Origin of the sequence: Rossellomorea vietnamensis (assembly GCF_008180415.1) — a bacterium.
Taxonomy (GTDB): Bacteria; Bacillota; Bacilli; order Bacillales; family Bacillaceae_B; genus Rossellomorea; species Rossellomorea vietnamensis_C.
Genome location: NZ_VTEI01000002.1, coordinates 134,868 through 154,970, shown reverse-complemented (window position 1 = coordinate 154,970; position 20,103 = coordinate 134,868). Strand labels below are relative to the sequence as shown.

Annotated in this window: 19 protein-coding genes; 16 read left to right on the top strand and 3 right to left on the bottom strand. The window is 41.4% G+C overall.

Annotation, left to right across the window (positions count from 1 at the left end):
- Positions 1-80 precede the first annotated feature (80 nt).
- From FZC78_RS03310 to FZC78_RS03295, 4 genes are all read left to right on the top strand, one after another.
- Positions 81-485 carry a sigma factor-like helix-turn-helix DNA-binding protein gene (locus FZC78_RS03310; protein WP_187444782.1) on the top strand — a complete coding sequence of 135 codons (405 nt, stop codon included), beginning with the start codon at positions 81-83 and terminating at the stop codon, positions 483-485.
- Between the two features lie 141 nt (positions 486-626).
- Positions 627-836 (top strand): hypothetical protein, encoded by a 210-nt coding sequence (locus FZC78_RS03305; protein WP_148938253.1) that lies wholly within the window; start codon positions 627-629, stop codon positions 834-836.
- Between the two features lie 228 nt (positions 837-1,064).
- A complete protein-coding gene (locus FZC78_RS03300; RefSeq protein ID WP_148938252.1) occupies positions 1,065-1,595 on the top strand; it encodes a hypothetical protein in 531 nt (176 codons plus the stop codon).
- A 277-nt stretch (positions 1,596-1,872) separates the two neighbouring features.
- A complete protein-coding gene (locus FZC78_RS03295) occupies positions 1,873-3,297 on the top strand; it encodes a hypothetical protein (RefSeq protein ID WP_148938251.1) in 1,425 nt (474 codons plus the stop codon).
- Between the two features lie 429 nt (positions 3,298-3,726).
- Here the strand turns inward: FZC78_RS03295 and asnA are convergent, their stop codons facing one another.
- A complete protein-coding gene (asnA, locus tag FZC78_RS03290; RefSeq protein ID WP_148938250.1) occupies positions 3,727-4,740 on the bottom strand; it encodes an aspartate--ammonia ligase in 1,014 nt (337 codons plus the stop codon).
- 347 nt (positions 4,741-5,087) lie between these two features.
- Between asnA and FZC78_RS03285 the strand changes: the two genes are divergently transcribed.
- From FZC78_RS03285 to FZC78_RS03260, 6 genes are all read left to right on the top strand, one after another.
- Entirely contained in the window at positions 5,088-5,969 is an 882-nt protein-coding gene (locus FZC78_RS03285; protein WP_148938249.1) for a DMT family transporter, read from the top strand.
- 1,681 nt (positions 5,970-7,650) lie between these two features.
- Complete coding sequence (locus tag FZC78_RS03280; protein ID WP_252183486.1) at positions 7,651-8,373, top strand: YwaF family protein; 723 nt, start codon at positions 7,651-7,653, stop codon at positions 8,371-8,373.
- 171 nt (positions 8,374-8,544) lie between these two features.
- Entirely contained in the window at positions 8,545-9,075 is a 531-nt protein-coding gene (locus tag FZC78_RS03275; protein ID WP_148938248.1) for a GNAT family N-acetyltransferase, read from the top strand.
- A 25-nt stretch (positions 9,076-9,100) separates the two neighbouring features.
- Positions 9,101-9,745, top strand: coding sequence for an HAD family hydrolase (locus tag FZC78_RS03270; RefSeq protein WP_148938247.1), 645 nt, complete (start codon positions 9,101-9,103; stop codon positions 9,743-9,745).
- A gap of 9 nt (positions 9,746-9,754) precedes the next feature.
- On the top strand, positions 9,755-10,252 hold the full coding sequence (locus FZC78_RS03265; protein ID WP_148938246.1) for a DUF1572 family protein: 498 nt from the start codon (positions 9,755-9,757) through the stop codon (positions 10,250-10,252).
- A 287-nt stretch (positions 10,253-10,539) separates the two neighbouring features.
- Positions 10,540-10,671 carry a YjcZ family sporulation protein gene (locus FZC78_RS03260; RefSeq protein ID WP_148938245.1) on the top strand — a complete coding sequence of 44 codons (132 nt, stop codon included), beginning with the start codon at positions 10,540-10,542 and terminating at the stop codon, positions 10,669-10,671.
- Positions 10,672-11,123: 452 nt separating this feature from the next.
- Here the strand turns inward: FZC78_RS03260 and FZC78_RS03255 are convergent, their stop codons facing one another.
- Positions 11,124-11,252 carry a YjcZ family sporulation protein gene (locus FZC78_RS03255; RefSeq protein WP_148938244.1) on the bottom strand — a complete coding sequence of 43 codons (129 nt, stop codon included), beginning with the start codon at positions 11,250-11,252 and terminating at the stop codon, positions 11,124-11,126.
- A 398-nt stretch (positions 11,253-11,650) separates the two neighbouring features.
- Here FZC78_RS03255 and FZC78_RS03250 point away from each other — a divergent pair, with 398 nt between their 5' ends.
- Positions 11,651-12,130 (top strand): DUF2975 domain-containing protein, encoded by a 480-nt coding sequence (locus tag FZC78_RS03250; protein WP_148938243.1) that lies wholly within the window; start codon positions 11,651-11,653, stop codon positions 12,128-12,130.
- 9 nt (positions 12,131-12,139) lie between these two features.
- On the top strand, positions 12,140-12,361 hold the full coding sequence (locus FZC78_RS03245; RefSeq protein WP_148938242.1) for a helix-turn-helix domain-containing protein: 222 nt from the start codon (positions 12,140-12,142) through the stop codon (positions 12,359-12,361).
- 1,173 nt (positions 12,362-13,534) lie between these two features.
- Here the strand turns inward: FZC78_RS03245 and FZC78_RS03240 are convergent.
- Positions 13,535-14,686 carry an ROK family transcriptional regulator gene (locus FZC78_RS03240; protein WP_148938779.1) on the bottom strand — a complete coding sequence of 384 codons (1,152 nt, stop codon included), beginning with the start codon at positions 14,684-14,686 and terminating at the stop codon, positions 13,535-13,537.
- Between the two features lie 704 nt (positions 14,687-15,390).
- Between FZC78_RS03240 and xylA the strand changes: the two genes are divergently transcribed.
- The 4 genes from xylA to FZC78_RS03220 all read left to right on the top strand — a co-directional run bounded on the left by xylA (position 15,391) and on the right by FZC78_RS03220 (position 20,098).
- Positions 15,391-16,722: a xylose isomerase gene (gene xylA, locus FZC78_RS03235; protein ID WP_148938241.1), complete on the top strand. Its 1,332-nt coding sequence runs from the start codon at positions 15,391-15,393 to the stop codon at positions 16,720-16,722.
- Between the two features lie 78 nt (positions 16,723-16,800).
- Positions 16,801-18,300, top strand: a complete 1,500-nt coding sequence (xylB, locus tag FZC78_RS03230; RefSeq protein ID WP_148938240.1) for a xylulokinase — start codon at positions 16,801-16,803, stop codon at positions 18,298-18,300.
- Between the two features lie 88 nt (positions 18,301-18,388).
- Positions 18,389-19,045 carry an SGNH/GDSL hydrolase family protein gene (locus FZC78_RS03225; RefSeq protein WP_148938239.1) on the top strand — a complete coding sequence of 219 codons (657 nt, stop codon included), beginning with the start codon at positions 18,389-18,391 and terminating at the stop codon, positions 19,043-19,045.
- A gap of 18 nt (positions 19,046-19,063) precedes the next feature.
- A complete protein-coding gene (locus FZC78_RS03220) occupies positions 19,064-20,098 on the top strand; it encodes an aldose epimerase family protein (protein WP_148938238.1) in 1,035 nt (344 codons plus the stop codon).
- The last annotated feature ends 5 nt before the right edge of the window (positions 20,099-20,103 follow it).

Genomic DNA, 20,103 nt, shown 5'->3' with positions numbered 1-20,103 from the left:
AATTGTTAATTTTGTACTCGAAAACAGAACCAGTTAGAAGAAGAGATACTATTCTGTTTAAGGAAGATTTTTTGGGGGTGATGGGTAATTCTTTGGAATACGACAGCTTAATAGAAATCTTATTCTCGGTACTGCCTTTACAACAAGCCATGCTCATTACCCAAAAAGATGTCTTCTCTTATACAGTAAAAGAAATCGCCTGTATGCTCAGGACAAATGAGGAGGCCATCAAAACGTCTTTGCACAGATCCAGAAAACGGTTGAAAACAACATCTATTGACTCCGTTACACACGCACACACCAAGCTGGGTAATCAGCAACTGTTTCTAGAAATCTCACTAGCGATAAAAGAAAACCATCCTATGAAACTATTTCTCTACAGCGGAATACTATCCTCGAGAAACTATCACGTTAGAAGAAATAATTACTCATCGTCTTTTCATGTGGCAGACCCGGACGGAAATATATTGGAAATCGTGTCCTGAATTCGAGTCTTTTTCGATCACTCACATAGAAATAAAGAAGGAAATTACAAAACAAGTATCATGAAACCTTTTCCGCTGCTATTCGTAAATAAATGGATGAGAAGACGACCTAATCATAGAAAAGGTAGACAGGAGAAAACAATGGAACTTTTTATATTCAGTGTGTTTGCAACACTCATAATAATGATGACAGCTTATTCTTTGGTGAAATTATTTAATATAGCCTATAAAAGAAAGGTGATTACCATCCGGAAGTTCAGGATGCTGTCTTTGACCGTTATTGGTATAGCAGTGCTGGCTGCGTCAATCATGCCTTTCTTTTACCACCGATTATTGAAGGTTTTTCTTTAAAATTTGAAACAGAAAAGGTGACCCTCTATGAAATAAGTTGTCATGGCGGCAATGGTTTTTGTGAACCTGGCAAGTGAATACATTTTAAACGGCAAATATTCTGCGATTGCCAGCTGGCTTGTGGCGGCACTTTTTTTCTTAGGCACTTTATTTTATATAAATGCAAAACATTCACTTTCAAAAAGATAAAAACTCTCATTTCTTTGAAAGTAGATGGAGGTAAAGCTTATGATCAGGATGACTAAGGCAGTGAACGGCCAACTATTATTCTGGGAAGTCTGGCAGGAGTTCAACAAGCAGGTTTTCGTTCAAAAGGGAACAGTCGGCAGTACGGGAGAGAAGGAAGAAATGAGAGTGAAGCTTTTTCAGAGTGCAGAAAAAGTGATGAAGGATTTAGCAGATGAAAAAGCCCGGCAAGGATATGAATATCATAAGGAACAAGATTTGTTTGAACTGATTGTTCGATACGAATATGATGAAAACCAAGAGTGGAAAGAAACACTCGAGGTAAAAGACGAAGTTGAATACATACTGAATGAAGGGTTGGGAACAACAGGAAATGGAGCTTGCTTTGAAGGAAGTCTGGAAGCAGGCAGGGTTTCAATCGTCAACTATGTGGTTGATGTTGAGAAAGCTATTACCACCATAAACCAAGAGTTAAAGAAAACCGCCAGCATTGAAGGTAGGGAGTTAGCTTTTTTCTTGGAAGAGGATGGGGAGTATATTTCTCTAGACCGAAAAGAAAGGACGGCAAAGTGAAAAGAGGCATCCGTTTTATCCCAATAAATTAAGAAGAAAACTGCTGCCAATACTGCGTCCAGTCTTCTGTTAAAACTTTTTGTTTAGCGTTGAGTCTATCGATCATTTCATATTGTTCAGCCAATGCACGTCACCATTTTTGTTTTTTTCTATTTTTTCAAGCAGGTTCTATTATATGCTTGGATTTCGTCGGTTAAGGATTATAGCAGGGGCAAGTAAAAGGATTGAAATTAAAAACTCAATCAGCCAAAAGCTGCTTGGAGAAGGAGTATTCTTAATGAATAATTTAGTAAAAAAGCTCCAGCCATTTATAGATGGAAATTCACTAATAGAAATCGTCGAGGATGAATTTTCGTATAACGTAATCGAGGTCGAATCGGAAGAAGTTTATGGATTTGTCTATATAGAAGAAGGTGAATTTTGTGGTTTTCAGAAAATGGAGAGTGAGGAAGAGGAACAAACACCATTTGACACTTCTCCAAATGTAAACAAAATGCTGGCGGCAGCCAAGTTATTTGCAGATTCATTTATAGATCGTGATGTTCACTTCAGTATGCTGAATGAGTGGAGTGACAACAGCTTCATGATTACCTATGAAGAACGTGACCCAGAGTTGGGCCTTGAGATTCCGCACACTGGTTTCACTCTTTTCTTTACAAGGGATGGGATTCTGACTTCGGCAAACACAGGAAAAACTGATTTTCAACTAGAGTATCCAGAGATCACGCTCTCAAATGAAGAGGCTAAGCAGGTGTTAAAAGAATCCAACTATGTGCAGCTTGACCTTCATATTCCTGATGAACCTGGGACTGAACCAGAGCTGATATATCGTTCCAGCCACGACATTATGAGTGTCGGAGTGGATGGAAGAATAGAGAGAGTAACAGAATTTATAGGTGCGGAGGAACTCTCGGCAGAAAAGATTTCCTGCGTGCGTCCGGCCTCTACTATTGAAGAGATGCTTGGGGTAAATGAAGACTTGGAACAAAGAACATGGGAGGTAGACTCTGTAATCTGGATTGACCCAGCGGCAGAGGCAGAAGAAGATGAAGAAGCAGAACCGTTGATATCAATAGTATCTAATGAGACAGGTTATTTTAGTTACTCTAATTTGCCGTTTAATATGCCTGAAGATTCTTCGCCAATGGCAATTGAGATCTTAAAAGAAAAAGCGCTGGAAGTGTTGGAGCTGGTCGAAGGAAAGATACATGAAAAATTTGTTTTGGAAGTACCTACGATAACGGAATTAACTGAAGAGCCAGAGGATATAGACGAGGAAGTTGATGTCATAGAAGAGGAAGAGGAAGGTCTTTATCCTGAACCTGAACCTACGCAAATGTTCACTTTTTACAGAGAACATCACGGATACCGATTAGAAGGACTCGAAGCCCATGTTCATGTCGGCCTGTACACAGGCTTAATCAGAGAGTGTTCGGTGACACGTTTAAGCCCTGAACAAACAGCAGGCTTGGAAAAGTTAAATTTGGAACCTGCCATAACTTTACAAGAAGCAGAAGAAAGGGTCTTTAGAGATATTAGTATGAATTTAGCCCGATGTGTTAAAAATTTTGACGACGAAAAATTATATACTCTATGCTATATGGTGGATTTCCCTGAAACAGGCGGGCATATCGAGAAAATCAATGCACACACAGGAGCCGTCAGTTACGTAGAAACAGGAATACTGAAAGAAAGTGATTGATTTACAGTCGTATAAATTATAAAAGGTAATAGTATGATTACCTGACAAACACCCTGCTGAATTGGGAGTGTAGATTGATAACCGTATGATTACATGGAATGCAGCCTCGAAAGATTTAGGCGCGATTGCAAAAAACCTGGGAATAACTCATCTCCTGTTACCAATAAGACAGCAAGAAAACGACCCGTTTAAAGCGAGTCATTTTCCTGCTGTTTTCTGTTTAAAGGGAATGAGATTTTCGCACTAAACCATTTTCTACTATTTCAGCCATTGCTCCGCTTTTCAGCCCATCTTAGACTGAAGATCTGGTCCATGTTATTTAAACGAAGGGACCTATTAACACTGGTGGTTTTGATTTAAAGTGAAATTTTTCATCATAATGTGAGAAAAGAAGAAATTAGTGTAAGTAATTTTATCGAGAAAGAAGGATTACAATAATTCAATATTTTTTTCCCTGCACTCCATAAGGATTGATTCATCCCAGACAGAAGCCTGAACCTCACCGATGTGGACTTTTTTCAGAAGAAACATACATAACCTGGACTGTCCGATGCCCCCTCCCATAGTGTACGGATATTTTCCATTCAATACGGATTGGTGGTAGGGAAGGGACTTACGCTCATTATTGCCAGCCTGCCAAAGCTGGTAAAGCAGTGCTTGCTCATCAACCCTGATACCCATGGAGGAAACTTCAAACGCCGTGTCGAGAACCGGATTCCATAAAACAATATCTCCGTTCAGTGTCCAATCATCATAATCGGGAGAGCGTCCGTCATGCTTTTCTCCGGATTGCAGGAGGCCTCCGATCTGCATGATGAACACTGCGCCGAATTGTTTGGCAATCAAATCCTCCCGCTCTTTAGGTGAATGGTGAGGATAACGGTTCTCAAGGTCTTGAGTGGAGATAAAGTGGATGTCTTCAGGAAGAATGGGAATCAGTGAGCTGTGCAGTTCTCCCATATACTTCTCGGTTGCTTTGATTGCTTCATATATGTTTTTCACTTCTTTTTTTAGCGTAAGGAGATTACGCTCTTCCTTAGATATCACCTTTTCCCAGTCCCATTGATCCACATAGATGGAATGGAGATTATCGAGTTCTTCATCACGCCGGATAGCATTCATTTGCGTATAAATCCCTTGGCCGATAAGCAGCCCATAGCGTGAAAGAGCCGCCCGTTTCCATTTTGCCAGAGATTGGACGATTTCCACATTTTCATTTTGTAAGTCAAAAGCATCAAAGGAAACGGTTCGTTCAACACCATTGAGGTTATCGTTAAGGCCTGTATTCTTTTTTAAAAGAAGAGGTGCAGTCACTTTAATAAGATTAAGGGACTTTGCCAGCTTAGATTCAAAATGGTTCTTTACTTCATTAATCGCAAGTTCTGTGTACAGCAAATCAAGCTTAGACCGATACCCAGCCGGGATTTTAAATGTTTTTGTCATTCCATCATCCTCCAATGCGTTCTGCTGGATCAAATTGAATAATATTCAACCCAGGTAAGTTACTCTATGGTGATAAGCGGAGAAATGCAACAACAATTGCAGTTTGAAATCCTAATGTATGCAGAAAGGTTGAAAAGAAGACCAACTCGATGCATCTCCTTAGACATAGTGAGGGAATAGGTCTATAATCCACAGTGAAAAATCAGTCATTTTTAAAACTTTGCTCTAATATCGAAAAAACAACGCAAACCTGTAAAAGTAGAATAAGAGCTGATTTTATTGTTGTTGATAAAGTTATAATACCGCGGGGATCTAAAAGCAGCGAAAGAGAAGGAGGAGGGGGATACATGAAAAGATGGGTGTTCGTGTTATTATTACTCACCACAACAGGACTGATGGGTTCTTCCTTTGCTGTCGGAAAAATCGGTATGGAATACGTTTCCCCTCTTTTACTTGTAGGATTAAGATTMACAATTGCAGGCGTGCTGATGGCGATTGCCGTCAAACTAACCAAGCGGCCGCATCCCAGCCAGGTAAAAGACTGGGGTAAAATTGCTTTGGTCGGAAGCCTCCAGACTGCTGGGGTCATGGGCTGCATATTTCTCAGTCTGAGGACCATCACAGCAGGGGAGTCATCCATCCTGACTTTCACAAACCCGCTGCTGGTTGTAGTATTCGGTACGCTGTTTATGGGGATGAAATACCGAAGGCTTCAATGGCTCGGCGTCATGATGGGCATCGCAGGTGTTTTTATCACCTTGGGAGCAAGTCTTGATGTTGGGCAAATCGGTTTTCTCCTTGGTTTCATGAGCTCCGTTTTCTGGGCAAGTGCAACGCTTGTGATGAAAAAATGGGGAAGAATATTCGATACGTGGGTTATGACAGCCTATCAGATGTTATTTGGAGGAATCATGCTGCTCCTTGGCAGCGTTCTTTTTGAACAGGCCAAAATCATTTTTACTCAAGGTTCCATCGGAATCATTCTTTGGCTTGCCATCATGGCATCGATTGTTCAATTCGCTATCTGGTTTTATCTTTTGCAAAAGGAAGATCCGGCAAAAGTGAGTTCATTTTTGTTCCTGGCCCCAGTATTTGGAGTCTTGACCGGCTGGCTGCTGTTGAAAGAGCAGCTTCATTTCACCACTTTGATAGGCGGAAGCATAATTCTACTTGGCATTTATCTGGTGAATAAGCCTGTGAAGGAGATGAGGAATCGAAGAACTTCTTAGTCAGGGGGCAGGCTGGGAGGTTCTTCCGTTAGCATAGTTGTAATTAGTGCCTTTCACTAGATAAAAACGGACATCACAATCCCTCATAAATGGATCTTGGCCCAGCCTTTGGATACACATCCTGCTTTCGAACTCATCCCTCATGTAGCCACTACCGGTTTCTGGGTACACATCTCTGGCTAAAAACCATAACTCATGTATCCGGATCAGTCCCTGGGTACACATCTAGGGCTGAAAATTATAACTCATGTATCCAGGATTGGTCCCTGGGTACACATCTCGGTCTAAAAGCTATAACTTATGTATCCAGCGTCGGCCTCTGGATACACATTTCGGTCTAAAAGCTATAACTTATGTACCCAGCGTCGGCCTCTGGGTACACATCTAGGTCTAAAAGCTATAACTTATGTATCCACCCTCAGCCTCTGGATACACATCTCGGTCTAAAAACCAAAACTCATGTATCCAGGATTGGTCCCTGGGTACACATCTCGGTCTAAAAGCTATAACTTATGTATCCAGCGTCGGCCTCTGGATACACATTTCGGTCTAAAAGCTATAACTTATGTACCCAGCGTCGGCCTCTGGGTACACATCTAGGTCTAAAAGCTATAACTTATGTATCCACCCTCAGCCTCTGGATACACATCTCGGTCTAAAAACCAAAACTCATGTATCCAGGATTGGTCCCTGGGTACACATCTCGGTCTAAAAGCCATAACTCATGTATCCAGGATTGGTCCCTGGGTACACATCTCGGTCTAAAAGCTATAACTTATGTATCCAGCGTCGGCCTCTGGATACACATTTCGGTCTAAAAGCTATAACTTATGTACCCAGCGTCGGCCTCTGGGTACACATCTAGGTCTAAAAGCTATAACTTATGTATCCACCCTCAGCCTCTGGATACACATCTCGGTCTAAAAACCAAAACTCATGTATCCAGGATTGGTCCCTGGGTACACATCTCGGGCTCAAATCGAAAACTCATGTATCCACGTCCGGTCTCTAGATACATATCTAGGCCTCAAATCCAAAACTCGTGTATCCACCCTCAGCCTCTGGATACACATCTCAGTCTAAAAACCATAACTCATGTATCCAGGATTGGTCCCTGGGTACACATCTCGGTCTAAAAGCTATAACTTATGTATCCACCCTCAGCCTCTGGATACACATCTCGGTCTAAAAACCATAACTCATGTATCCAGAATCGGTCCCTGGGTACACATCTCGGGCTCAAATCGAAAACTCATGTATCCACGTCCGGTCTCTAGATACATATCTAGGCCTCAAAACCAAAACTCGTGTATCCACCCTCAGCCTCTGGATACACATCTCGTCCGTAAATCCATAACTCATGTATCCAGGATCAGTCCCTGGTTACACATCTCGGGCTCAAATCGAAAACTCATGTATCCACCCTCGGCTTGTGATCGTATCATAGGCTCAAAGTCACCAGTCAGATACATGATCAGCCTTTAGGAGCGCTTCCGGATCTTTACCCCATAAACTCATTGACCCAGACAAACAGATTAATTGAAACTTTCATATACTTCCTAACAAAACGGGACATCACCGGTAAAAAGCTACCTATTGCTTCCGGACAATTTCTAAAGAGCAGGCTTACCAGAATAAACTATTAATGATAACCGCATGAATCCATAGGGATAGGGGTGGCATGATGTTTTCGGTAACGGAAATGCGCACTTTTGAATTGTTTTCAGTCCCGCATATCACTGTTCTTTTGCTTTTTGCTGCGGTAAGCATCTGGTTGGTTGTCTTTCGTGTGCTCTTAAGGCCTTATCAGTCTTTCATCAAGTGGATTTTACTGAGCATCTTGGTCCTTAGTGAGATTTCTGCCCAGGTATGGGTGATATCCACTAATCAATGGGAGCTCGGCAGCCTGCCTTTCCACTTGTGCTCGATCAGTACTTTTATAGCCATCTTTTTGTTTCTGAAGCCCAGTAAAAAAGCGTTTTACTTGTTGTTTTTCATTGGATTTTTACCTCCGATTTTAAGCATGGTTACTCCTGAAGTCTTTTACCAATTTCCTCATTATCGCTTCATAAAGTACTTTCTGCACCATTCCGCTATCGCCTGGACGGTTATATACTTCATTGTTTATGAGGGATACAGGGTTCCGAAGAAAGCTGTATGGACCGGCTTTTTGATGTTGAACCTTCTTGCTCTGCCGATTTACTTCCTGAATCTTCTTCTCGGTACGAACTTCTTTTATTTAGCAAACCCTACTGAATCAAAGACGATTTTATCCTTCTTTGGCACAGGGATTTGGTATTACATGAATCTTGAAATCGCCGCACTGTTTTTGTTTTTTCTTACCTATTTACCGATGGGGATTTATTTGAAAAGAGAAAGAAGAAGAAAGGGGATTTCATCCTGAACAATGGACAGATGGTCATTTTATCAGTACTTTTAATGCTGGGTTGCCTCAGAACAGTTCAGAGGACACCGGCGTCTTTTTTTGCCTTCTTCTGAGCAAGTAGAGCTTATTGACTGAAAATTATGGTAAAATTAGGTTGCTAAAATAGTTAAACAAAGGATGGGCGGCCGGATGATAGTTTGCAATGAATCGCTGACAGTACGAGAATTAGAGGAAAAAGATAAGCCGCTGTTGGTGAAATGGCTTTCTGACCCGCGTGTTTTGGAATTTTATGAAGGAAGGGACAACCCTTTTGATTTACAAAAGGTTGAGCAGGTATTCTTTGAGACGCATGATGATGAAGTAAAATGTTTAGTGTACTTTGAGGGAGTGGCTATTGGTTACATTCAATACTACACTTTGGACGCTGAAATGGCTGCTGAGCATGGGTACATTTCTGAAGAGGTATTCGGAATGGACCAATTCATTGGAGAACCAGAGTATTGGAATAAAGGGGTGGGGGCACTCCTTGTATCCTCAATGACAGAATTTCTAAAAAAAGAAAAGAGCGTTGATGTCGTTGTTATGGATCCGCAGACTCGTAACACCCGGGCAATAAGATGCTATGAAAAATGCGGGTTCCAAAAGGTTAAGTTACTTTCTGAAAGAGAGCTGCACGAAGGTGTTTACCAGGATTGCTGGCTGATGGAATTCCGCCTGTAATTACTTTAACTAAGAGGAGAAGGAAATGTCACTAATAAATTCAGAAGTGAAAGTAGTTTTCTTAGATGCTGGAGGGGTTCTTTTTGATACCCCTGTAAAAGGGGAAGAACGAATACGAAGGCTGCTGAAAGGAAGAGGCTATAAAATTTCAGATATTGATAAAGCCATACAAAAAGCTAAGCTGATAAAGCCTGAATTTATTACAACTTGGAGTGAGGAAGAGGCGTACTATAAAACATATTACGGGGCAATTGCTGAAGAATTGAAAGACAATTCACTGACAGAGGAACTGCTTTTCTTTACCCACTTTGCAGGGCACTGCGAACTGTTCCCTGAAGTTCGAGGTGTCCTTGAAAAACTAAGCAAGAGGTATCGTTTAGGAGTTATATCTAATTCAATGCCGAGCATGGACTGGGTTTTCGACCGATTAGACATCAGAAAATACTTTGAAGCGCTTGTTCTTTCTGCATTTGTAAAAACAGAGAAACCCGGGGGTGGTATTTTTAAAATTGCTCTTGCTGAATTAGAGGCACGGCCGGAAGAAGGCATCTTTGTTGATGATTTATTGGAAAATATCCAAGGAGCCGATAGGGAAGGGATCAAAGGTTTATATCTCGATCGGACTAAGGAGGATTTACAGGAACTATTAGAAAAGTCAGGTATCTTATAGGAGGATTGAATGAATTTTCAAAGGATTGTAATTGATAACTTAATATCTAAGTTTGCTTCGATCAAAAGCAGAATACTGTTGGTAATAGAACAACTTACAGATGACGATATAAATTGGAGACCAAATGAAGAAAGCAACAGTATTGCCAACTTAATTGTTCACATTGAAGGGAATATCCATCAGCGGATTGAAGCAGGAATCTTAGGCAAACAGGATCAACGGGATAGAGAGGGAGAATTTGATCTTAATAGAAAGCTTAAGAAAAGAGAAGCCGTTGAAATTGTAATAAGAAATTTTGCTGTTTTAGAAAACACCTTGAAAAACCTGGACGAAAATGATTATCTTAAACCTCAAAAGATCCGTCAGAATACTGTAACTATATTGGATGTACTCCTGCAGTGCTCTACTCACTTTTCAGAACATCTTGGCCAAATTCTTTATATAGGGAAGTTGAAGCTGGATAGGAAATATAAAACAACTTCTATTCCCAGGGGCAAATCTTTTTAGGCTGCTGATTGGAAAGCATGCCATACTTTCTTTGCCTATTGACCTGAACGATAAAATGTGATTACTTCACAAGATGAACGCTTGGAGGAGGACACAAGCACTATTGCTTACTGAAGGGGAACAAGGGACCTTCACTCTTCAAATAAATTACTGACATCCACAGTCATGCAGGTTTAAAAGCCAGCCCAATCAGAAAATAAGCTGTTAGGCATAAGTACAATCACTATATAACTGTGATACATATTGTATAAGTATAGAGATATTGCTCTAGGAAAGGAGGAATAATAATGAGTTGTTACAACGGATATGGATACGGCGGCGGAGGTTATGGCGGCGCAGGATCTACGTTTGTGCTGATTGTTGTTCTGTTCATCCTATTGATCATCGTAGGAGCAGCATATACAGGCGGTAGCTGCTAATAAAGACAGCAGCCTGCAAACTGAAGTGCCCGGACGAATTCGGGTACTTTTTTTATCGGGTGTTTTTGATATATACTCATTGCAAAGTGGAGCAAAACGGACTTTCATACATAAAATTCTGTTCTTTGTAAAAGCCATTTTTTTCAAATTTATTCTTTAGCTTTAAGAAAAATCCCCTCTTAAAGGGGATTCTGCTATCAATGAAAAGGAGATATGGGTAGGATAATACATAATATGGAACGAACACAAAAGAGAGCAGGCTTATCACCTGAGGGACAAGCCTTTTTTACAATGATTGTATGCCTTTGTGTATGTATGAATTTAAAAGCTTGAAAAGAGCCATCTTCAAGTGTGCATCCTGCCCCTGAAGATGGTCTTTTCAATGTAATGAATCGTCATGTCATCAAAAATACAGGCCTAAAGAGACCTGCTGCTATAGATTTTTTAAATGATTAGTAACCGTAACCGCCGCCATAGCCGCCGCCGCCAGCCCATGAAGCACCAATGATAATCAGTAGGATGAACAATACAACAAGCAAAGCAAAACCTGCATTATATCCGTAACCGCCTTCTTGACCCATTCAACACACCTCCTTCTTTCAGGATAAAATATAGTATGTTGGGGCAAACTTCGAGGTTCGTAATGAATATTTTCTTATTTTAAAATTGAGAAATACTGGATTAATAGGAACGGTATGGGAACGGTGGGAATAAGGGCGTATTTAGAGCTTCAGAGACCAAAATCTAGATAACATTATTGATTTTGCTGTTGCCAGGGCCCCTGTCATTTAATGGCCAGGAGGAAACGAAGCAAGCTGCACTACATGGTGTTTAAAGGTGTCACAGAAAGTCCAGGTTCATATACAATTTTTATTGAGAACGTTCTAAAAAATGCATCTCAACAAATATTTATTGATTATCGATAAATGATAATGTAAAATCATTTTAAGATCATTATTTTTTGTGTGAGGTGCTTATTATGAAACGGGAAACACTCTTTTTAAAGGCTGCATTGTTTTTCATTGGGACCCCGGTCCTCGCTCTTTGTATATTCGGGCTGCCGGTGATGGTGACGTGGGGAGTGGAAAGCAATTCGGAGTGGGCGTGGGTATTATTCGGCATCGTAATCTTGATGTATATATCAGCGATTCCATTCTACTTTGCTCTGTATCAAGCGTTTAAACTTTTACAGTTTATCGACGGAAACAAAGCTTTCTCCCAACTGTCAGTAAACGCATTGAAGACCATTAAATTCTGTGCAGCGGTTATCAGCGGTTTGTATGTAATCGGCCTGCCGCTATTTTACATTTTTGCAGAAATAGATGACGCTCCAGGTGTGATTTTGATAGGAATGGTTATCGTTGCTGCTTCTATGGTGATCGGAGTTTTCGCGGCTGTGCTCCAAAAGCTGTTAAAGAACGCCATCGATATAAAATCAGAAAATGATTTAACGGTCTGAGGTGATGACATGGCAATTATAATTAATATTGATGTGATGCTGGCTAAAAGGAAGATGAGTGTGACAGAATTATCGGAGAAAGTGGGAATCACGATGGCCAATCTATCTATTTTGAAAAACGGCAAGGCCAAGGCGGTCCGGTTTTCAACCCTTGAAGCGATTTGCAAAGCATTGGAGTGTCAGCCAGGAGATATCCTGGAGTATAAAGATGAAGACCACCAGAATGGATAAGAAATAGCCCCCTGCATAAGGATTAAGCAGGGGGCCGTTTTGCCAGGTACTATTCTAAGGACCAATACTTTTCGATAACCTGAAGGGATGGCTCTTTAATGGAGGAGTATTAATCCAAATGGCGGACATAGTTTAATTTCATGAAAACCTTAGAAATATTCTCCGTAATAGACATATGTAAGATAAGAAACGACCAGAGTATAGATAAGGGAAACGCAAAATGGAGGGGATCGAAAAACTCTGGTTTTTGTGTCTTCCACAAACGCTCTGTATCCCGGCCCATGACAATAAAAGATTGCTGCAGTTATTAAAACTCCAATTACCAAAGTCCATTCCATAAATGGACGTCCTGTTCTTAGAAAAGCCCAATAAGGCAATCCCATTAATAAGAGCAAAGTGAACAATATTGAGGCCATCCTCAATGAAAGGTTAATCACCATCTGTGCAATCCTCCTATTTTTCAAAATTTTCTATTATTATATATTACGCAGCGATAAATTGGAAGTAATATCCAAAAAAAGAAGAAAAAGGTGATTCACGGATGCAAATATACGTAAACAGTAATAATCCAATCATGTTAAAGCAGTTTAAAAATAATTGATGGTCTTTACTATTCCTTAAGTAGTGTTTGAAAAATAAAGTGGGGTATTCTTAAACGAGCAAAATGCTTCCGGCAGTATTTTTACACTGCGGTCATTAAAGTAGCAATGAGCAATATGCTTCGAGAGGGTTCATTCATGGAGAATTTATTAAATCATGTAAGACAATCAACTCTAAGGAAGGCGGGGATAAGAGATGCCAAAATGCAAAAACGCTGGTGGAAATTCTTTTGTAAAAGTACCAGAGTTTAAAGAAGAACTAACTGTTGTTAAGAGTGCAGGGAGGTAGTATCTATGCGATTCGTAAACCATAGGAAACTAAAGAAATATATCATTTCAGAGCATCGAAAATAGACATGTTTTGAATTAGTTTGGTTTTTAAAATTAAGAGGTCCTTAACCAGAGATTATTTAATTAACGGATGTTTTAACACAATAAAATACTAAAAAAAGCTTAGGAATATATAATCCTCTAAGCTTTTGGTATTGTGAAGTTGGTGAGAATAAAATGTTGTTTAGGTTGTACACTGTTTTACTCCTCAGAAGTATATCCGAGATATAGATAAGCATGCTTTTTACCTCGCTCTTGATTCTTCCTTGATAAAGTTCTCTACGACAAAAGCAGAAACGCCCAGGGCGGTAGAGTAATTATTCAATTTAGCGAAATCCAGTTGAACTTCATTTTGGTGGTAGGGAAGAGTATGGTTTTTGATTGTCTCTGTTAAAGGCTGTTGAATCCATTCTTTCGCGAGTGCCAGCCGATTGCCGATAATCACCTGTTCAGGGTTGAAGGTATTGATGATATTGTTGATGCCGAATCCCAGATACCGGCCGATTTTGCTAAAAAGTTCTTGGGCATTTTCATCTCCCTCTTTGGCATGATTGATCAGTTCCTCCAGTGATTCTCCCGTATCACCTGCCAATTCCAGCAAAGCGTGCTCAGATGCATAGGCTTCCCAGCAGCCTTTACTGCCGCAGTTGCATGACTTTCCATCCATGTCGATGATCATATGGCCCATTTCCCCGGAAAATCCATTTTTCCCCTGATAAAGTTCTTTGTTCATAATGATGCCGACACCGATTCCAATGCCTGCACTCACATAGATCATATTAGGATGATCCTGCCCGGCGCCGAACTGCTGTTCACCGAAGGCCCCGGCATTGGCTTCATTTTCAATAAGGACAGGAAGGCGGTACAGGTTTTCCAGATCCCTTTTCAACTGAATCGTTTTCCATCCGAGATTTGGAGCAAGAAGGACAGTTCCTTCTTTGTTGATGATGCCAGGAACTCCTACGCCTATACCGACGATTCCATACCGGCTGTTCGGCATGTCATCCATAATAGACTGAATCATCTCCTGAATCACTCCAAGGATAGCGGGGTAGGGTGTCTCCGTCACAAACTGATTTCTTTCTGTAATGATATTGCCTTTCAAGTCTGTCAGGACGCAGAGGACATAATTCACTCCAATATCAATCCCGATTGCATAACCGGTGACTTTATTAAAATGAAGGATAACAGGACGGCGGCCGCCGCTGGATTCGCCTGGACCTGATTCATAGATCAGCTCTTCATCAAGCAGCTCATTGACAAGGGAGGAGACGGTTGCTTTATGCAGTCCAGAAACCTGAGAAATGTCCGCCCTGGAGATTGGTTCTTTCTCGATAATCAGTTGCAGTACAAGTGCTTTGTTATTTTTTTTGACTCTTTGCTGATTCCATGTCATCGTTCCCACTAAAAAAACTCCTTAAATAATAATACGTTTATCATATCACATACTTAGTTTACTGAGGATACAAACCTAAGAAGGATACAATTAATGCAATCATACATCCGCAGGAGCAGTCCTATCAGTGCTTCAAAGTAAAGGCTGTTTTCGCAAAGATGGTCACTGTGGAAAATAGTGGATTTCCACTTCAGCCGCATGACTCCAAGGGGCGGACGGTGAAGCAAAAGCGGATGCGGCCGTTCAGTGACGTACAGATTTTAGGGCTCTCGTATGAGATAAAGGAATCACGAAGAGCGTTAGCGGTTCGATGATCATTTCCCTGTAATTAAAATAGCGATTCAAATAAGAAGTCAATTAAGCACCGAAAAAGTCCAGAACCCGACTTTTTCTCATAACAGCCTCTCAACTTGTAAGGAAATGATCTAGATGACTTATCTATATAAAGTGGAATGGCCCCGGCAAGGTCGCACGCCTTTCGTTACAATCCTTCTACGTAAAGGGGGAAATGGATAAGATAGCATTCAATAGCAACATTCTTTTAGAAAAGAATCAAAGTAAAAAGACCAGATATTCCAAAAATATAATTATATTAACTTAGTTTATACAATAGACAAACTAAGTAAGCGGTGCTATAATGAGGTCAAATAAAGGTTTTGTAAGCCTTTACATAAAAACTAATTAAAAACTTAGGGGGAACCAGCATGGCTTATTTTGAAACAGTGAACAAGATTCAATTTGAAGGTGCTTCATCGACCAACCCTTTCTCTTTTAAATATTATAATCCGGAAGAAGTGGTTAATGGGCAGACAATGGAAGAGCTTCTGCGCTTCTCTGTAGCCTACTGGCATACTTTTACGGCAGATGGAACGGATCCATTCGGAGCAGGAACGGCCATCCGCTCATGGGATCACTTCCAGGGGATGGATTTAGCAAAAGCCCGCGTTGAAGCAGCGTTTGAACTTTTTGAGAAGCTGAATGTACCATTTTTCGCCTTCCATGACGTGGACATTGCTCCTGAAGGCAGAACACTGAAAGAAACAAATGAAAACCAAGATGAAATCGTCGGGATGATTAAAGAATACATGAAGACCAGCAAAGCGAAACTTCTTTGGAACACAGCCAACATGTTCACAAATCCGCGCTATGTCCATGGTGCTGCTACATCGCCGAATGCAGATGTATTTGCTTACTCTGCTGCGAAAGTCAAAAAGGCACTTGAGGTTGCGAAGGAACTTGGTGCCGAGAACTATGTTTTCTGGGGCGGACGAGAAGGGTACGAAACTCTTCTAAACACGGATATGAAGCTTGAACAAGACAATCTGGCCCGTTTCTTCCATATGGCAGTGGATTACGCAAAAGAAATCGGTTTGAATGTTCCGTTCCTGATCGAGCCTAAGCCGAAAGAGCCAACGAAGCATCAATATGATTTCGATGTCGCTACCGGTCTTGCTTTCTTGCAAAAATACGATCTGACTGACTACTTCAAGTTCAATATTGAAGCGAATCATGCCACTTTGGCAGGACATACATTCGAGCATGAACTGAGAACGGCACGCATCAACGGCATGCTTGGTTCTGTAGATGCCAATCAGGGAGATACTCTTCTAGGATGGGATACGGATGAATTTCCGACAGACTTGTACTCTAACACTTTAGCAATGTATGAAATCCTTAAAAATGGCGGACTTGGCAAGGGCGGATTGAATTTCGATGCAAAAGTGAGGAGAGGTTCCTTCGAGGCTGATGACTTATTCCACGCACATATTGCAGGAATGGACGCATTCGCTATTGGCTTGAAAGTGGCCAGCAGAATGATCGAAGACAGAGTGCTTGATGGTTTTGTAGAAGAGCGCTACAGCAGTTACAATGAAGGCATCGGCCTTGATATCGTAGAGGGAAGAGCGGATTTCCGTAAGCTGGAAGCTCATGCCCTGCAGCTAAAAGAAATTAAGAACACTTCAGGAAGAACAGAGCGTCTGAAGGCGGTTATCAACCAATACCTCTTGGAAACTTTAACAAGTGTAAAGGCATAAATCCAATTCAATAAAACTTAGAAAATATGCTGGCAGTATACTTACTCCAGCATATTTTCGTAGGAAAGGATGAAAAAAATGAAATATGTAATCGGAATTGACCTTGGAACAAGCGCAGTTAAAATCTTACTCGTCAATCAAAAAGGCGAAGTAAGTGATGAAATTTCAAAAGAATATCCCCTAATTATTGAAAAATCCGGATACAGCGAGCAGGATCCTGAAGAATGGGTGGCGAAAACAGAGGAGGGATTGGCTGAACTTATAGGCAATTTCTCTGGAAATGTAAAAGATATCGAAGGGATCAGTTTTTCTGGACAGATGCACGGCTTGGTATTATTGGATAATAATCAAAAGGTATTAAGAAATGCCATTCTCTGGAATGACACAAGAACAACTCCGCAATGTCAGGAAATCTATGATAAAGTGGGAAGAGACCGGTTACTTCAAATAACAAAAAATCCTGCTTTAGAAGGCTTCACTCTGCCGAAAATTCTTTGGGTGCAAAAATATGAACCGGAAGTCTTTGCAAAGGCAGCCTCATTCCTGCTTCCTAAAGATTATCTTCGTTACCGCATGACAGGAAGGCTTCAGATGGAGTATTCAGATGCTGCAGGAACTTTGATGCTGAATGTGGCCGAACGGCAGTGGAGCAAGGAAATTCTCGAACAGTTCCAACTATCTCCTGAAATCTGCCCGGAACTCGTAGAATCTCATGAGTTTGTCGGAAACGTCACAAGTAAATTTGCTCAGAAAACAGGATTATCACAGGAGGTCAAAGTTTTTGCGGGTGGAGCAGATAATGCCTGTGGCGCGATTGGTTCCGGAATCCTCTCTGAAGGAAAAACCCTGTGCAGCATTGGGACCTCAGGTGTGGTTCTTTCATATGAAGAAAGAAACGATCTTGACTTTGCAGGAACGGTTCATTATTTTAACCACGCTGAGGAAGATGCTTTTTACACAATGGGAGTTACACTCGCCGCAGGCTACAGCCTGAGCTGGTACAAGGATACATTTGCCAAAGAGGAATCCTTTGAGCAGCTTTTAACTGGAATTGAAGAAGTACCGGCTGGCAGCAATGGATTAGTGTTCACTCCTTACATAGTGGGCGAACGGACACCTCATGCAGATTCAACCATCCGCGGCAGTTTTATCGGCATAGATGCATCTCATGAACGAAAACACTTCTCCAGGTCCGTGCTGGAAGGAATAACATTCTCCTTGAATGAGTCCATTGAGGTGTTCAGAAATAGCGGCAAAACCATCGATACGATCATTTCAATCGGCGGCGGTGCCAAGAATGAAACCTGGCTGCAGATGCAAGCGGATATTTTCAACAGCTCTATTGAAAAATTGGCTAGTGAACAGGGACCTGGAATGGGTGCGGCAATGCTGGCAGCCTATGGGTGCGGATGGTACTCTTCACTAAAAGAGTGTGCAGAGGAATTCTTATCCTCTTCCAAAACGTATGAGCCTATACCTGAAAATGTAGAAGCCTATAAAAAGGTTTTCTCAATCTATCAGGAGGTCTACCGGCAAACCAAGGAAATGAACGAGAGATTAAGAGAGTTTAGAAAGTGATCGCCGGGTCTATACAAATTTTGGAGAAGCTTTTTTGCTGATCAGCTTGGCGGGTTCTATTTGCGATACCAGAGAGGAGGAGAAGAATTTGAAACTTCAAAAAGGTGAAAAGCTTCTGTTCATCGGCGATTCTGTAACCGACTGTGAGAGGGCTAAGCCTGAAGGAGAAGGATTGCCGGGATCTTTGGGCAATGGATATGTTTCCTTTCTCGATGGACTTCTGCAAGCAGTATATCCTGAATTGGAGGCCAGGGTGGTGAATAAAGGAATCAACGGCCATACGGTCCGCGACCTGCAAAGCCGCTGGCAAGAGGATGTACTGGATCAGAAGCCTGATTGGCTGGCGGTTATGATTGGAATCAACGATGTTTGGAGGCAGTACGACACACCATTCATCACAGATGGACACGTCTCAATTGAAGAATATGATAAGACACTGAGGAAACTCGTAACAGATGCACAGTCATCGGTAAAGCAAATCGTGCTTCTTACCCCGTTTTACTTGGAGCCGAATGAAAAAGATCCAATGCGTAATACAATGGATGAATACGGACATATTGTGAGAAAAATAGCGGATGAAGAAGGCTGTCTTTTCATAGATACACAGGCAGCTTTTAACAGGGTGATGGAGAACCTGTATCCGGCGGCACTTGCCTGGGACCGTGTCCACCCATCAACCGCCGGGCATATGATACTTGCCAGATCATTTTTAAATGAAATCGGCTTCGACTGGAACCGAACCTGATAAAAAGGAGGTTGTATAATGGAGATCATTCAACAAGAATTCGGCCGGATCGGGGAGCAGACAGTCACATCTTTCACTTTGAAAAATGAAAATGGAGTCGTAGTAACAGCGATAAATTACGGCTGCATCATTACTAAAATACTAGTTCCAGATACAAATGGAAACTATGAAAACATTGTTATCGGCCATGATTCACTAGAAGACTATATGGAAGATCCAGTTTTCCTGGGAGCTGTTGTCGGAAGGGTTGCCGGAAGGATCCGCGGCGGAGCGTTTGAAATGGATGGTAAAGCTTATACGCTTCCACAAAACAATGGCCCTAATCATCTACATGGAGGTCTGCAGGGGTTCAATAAAGTAGTATGGCAGGCAGATGTACTTGAAGATGGAGTCCGTTTTACTTACTTGAGTAAAGATGGTGAAGAAGGATATCCAGGCAACTTGCATGCTGCGGTTACCTATACACTGGATGACCATAATCAATTGAAAATCCGTTATGAAGCCCAGACTGATAAAAAAACAGTGGTCACCCTTACCAATCATTCTTATTTTAACTTGAGCGGCAGTCTGAAAAGGGATGTCCTGCACCACACACTTACATTAAAAAGTAATGAATATTTAGAACTGGACGAAGAATTCATTCCTACGGGGCGATTGCTCAATGTAGATCACACCCCCTTTGATTTAAGGGATGGTGCTTCTATTGAAATAGGTGCCAATTCTTCTCATCCGCAAACTATTTTAGCGGGCAGAGGATACGACCATCCCTTTGTACTGAATACCAATCAAGATAGAGAAATCAGGCTGGAGGATCCGGAAAGCGGGCGTGTATTGACTGTCGAAACGGATGAACCTGCAGTAGTGGTGTATTCAGGTAATTCCCTGGATGGGGCTGGACCTTTCCGGGGGACACCGGGAGCGAAACACCTTGGAATCTGTTTGGAAACACAAGGGTTTCCAGATGCTGTTCATCAGCCTGGATTTCCGTCAATTGTATTGAAACCGAATGAAAAATACACATCAGCCACTACTTATACTTTTGGAATTCAATAAGAGAG

What these genes read in the sequence shown, in the direction of transcription:
- FZC78_RS03265 (WP_148938246.1), top strand. Translation starts at nt 9,755, where the DNA reads ATGAATTTTCAAAGGATTGTAATTGATAACTTAATATCTAAGTTTGCT.
- FZC78_RS03240 (WP_148938779.1), bottom strand. Translation starts at nt 14,686, where the DNA reads ATGACATGGAATCAGCAAAGAGTCAAAAAAAATAACAAAGCACTTGTA.
- FZC78_RS03220 (WP_148938238.1), top strand. Translation starts at nt 19,064, where the DNA reads ATGGAGATCATTCAACAAGAATTCGGCCGGATCGGGGAGCAGACAGTC.
- asnA (WP_148938250.1), bottom strand. Translation starts at nt 4,740, where the DNA reads ATGACAAAAACATTTAAAATCCCGGCTGGGTATCGGTCTAAGCTTGAT.
- FZC78_RS03295 (WP_148938251.1), top strand. Translation starts at nt 1,873, where the DNA reads ATGAATAATTTAGTAAAAAAGCTCCAGCCATTTATAGATGGAAATTCA.
- FZC78_RS03255 (WP_148938244.1), bottom strand. Translation starts at nt 11,252, where the DNA reads ATGGGTCAAGAAGGCGGTTACGGATATAATGCAGGTTTTGCTTTGCTT.
- FZC78_RS03260 (WP_148938245.1), top strand. Translation starts at nt 10,540, where the DNA reads ATGAGTTGTTACAACGGATATGGATACGGCGGCGGAGGTTATGGCGGC.
- xylA (WP_148938241.1), top strand. Translation starts at nt 15,391, where the DNA reads ATGGCTTATTTTGAAACAGTGAACAAGATTCAATTTGAAGGTGCTTCA.
- FZC78_RS03245 (WP_148938242.1), top strand. Translation starts at nt 12,140, where the DNA reads ATGGCAATTATAATTAATATTGATGTGATGCTGGCTAAAAGGAAGATG.
- FZC78_RS03275 (WP_148938248.1), top strand. Translation starts at nt 8,545, where the DNA reads ATGATAGTTTGCAATGAATCGCTGACAGTACGAGAATTAGAGGAAAAA.
- FZC78_RS03310 (WP_187444782.1), top strand. Translation starts at nt 81, where the DNA reads ATGGGTAATTCTTTGGAATACGACAGCTTAATAGAAATCTTATTCTCG.
- FZC78_RS03305 (WP_148938253.1), top strand. Translation starts at nt 627, where the DNA reads ATGGAACTTTTTATATTCAGTGTGTTTGCAACACTCATAATAATGATG.
- xylB (WP_148938240.1), top strand. Translation starts at nt 16,801, where the DNA reads ATGAAATATGTAATCGGAATTGACCTTGGAACAAGCGCAGTTAAAATC.
- FZC78_RS03300 (WP_148938252.1), top strand. Translation starts at nt 1,065, where the DNA reads ATGATCAGGATGACTAAGGCAGTGAACGGCCAACTATTATTCTGGGAA.
- FZC78_RS03250 (WP_148938243.1), top strand. Translation starts at nt 11,651, where the DNA reads ATGAAACGGGAAACACTCTTTTTAAAGGCTGCATTGTTTTTCATTGGG.
- FZC78_RS03280 (WP_252183486.1), top strand. Translation starts at nt 7,651, where the DNA reads ATGATGTTTTCGGTAACGGAAATGCGCACTTTTGAATTGTTTTCAGTC.
- FZC78_RS03270 (WP_148938247.1), top strand. Translation starts at nt 9,101, where the DNA reads ATGTCACTAATAAATTCAGAAGTGAAAGTAGTTTTCTTAGATGCTGGA.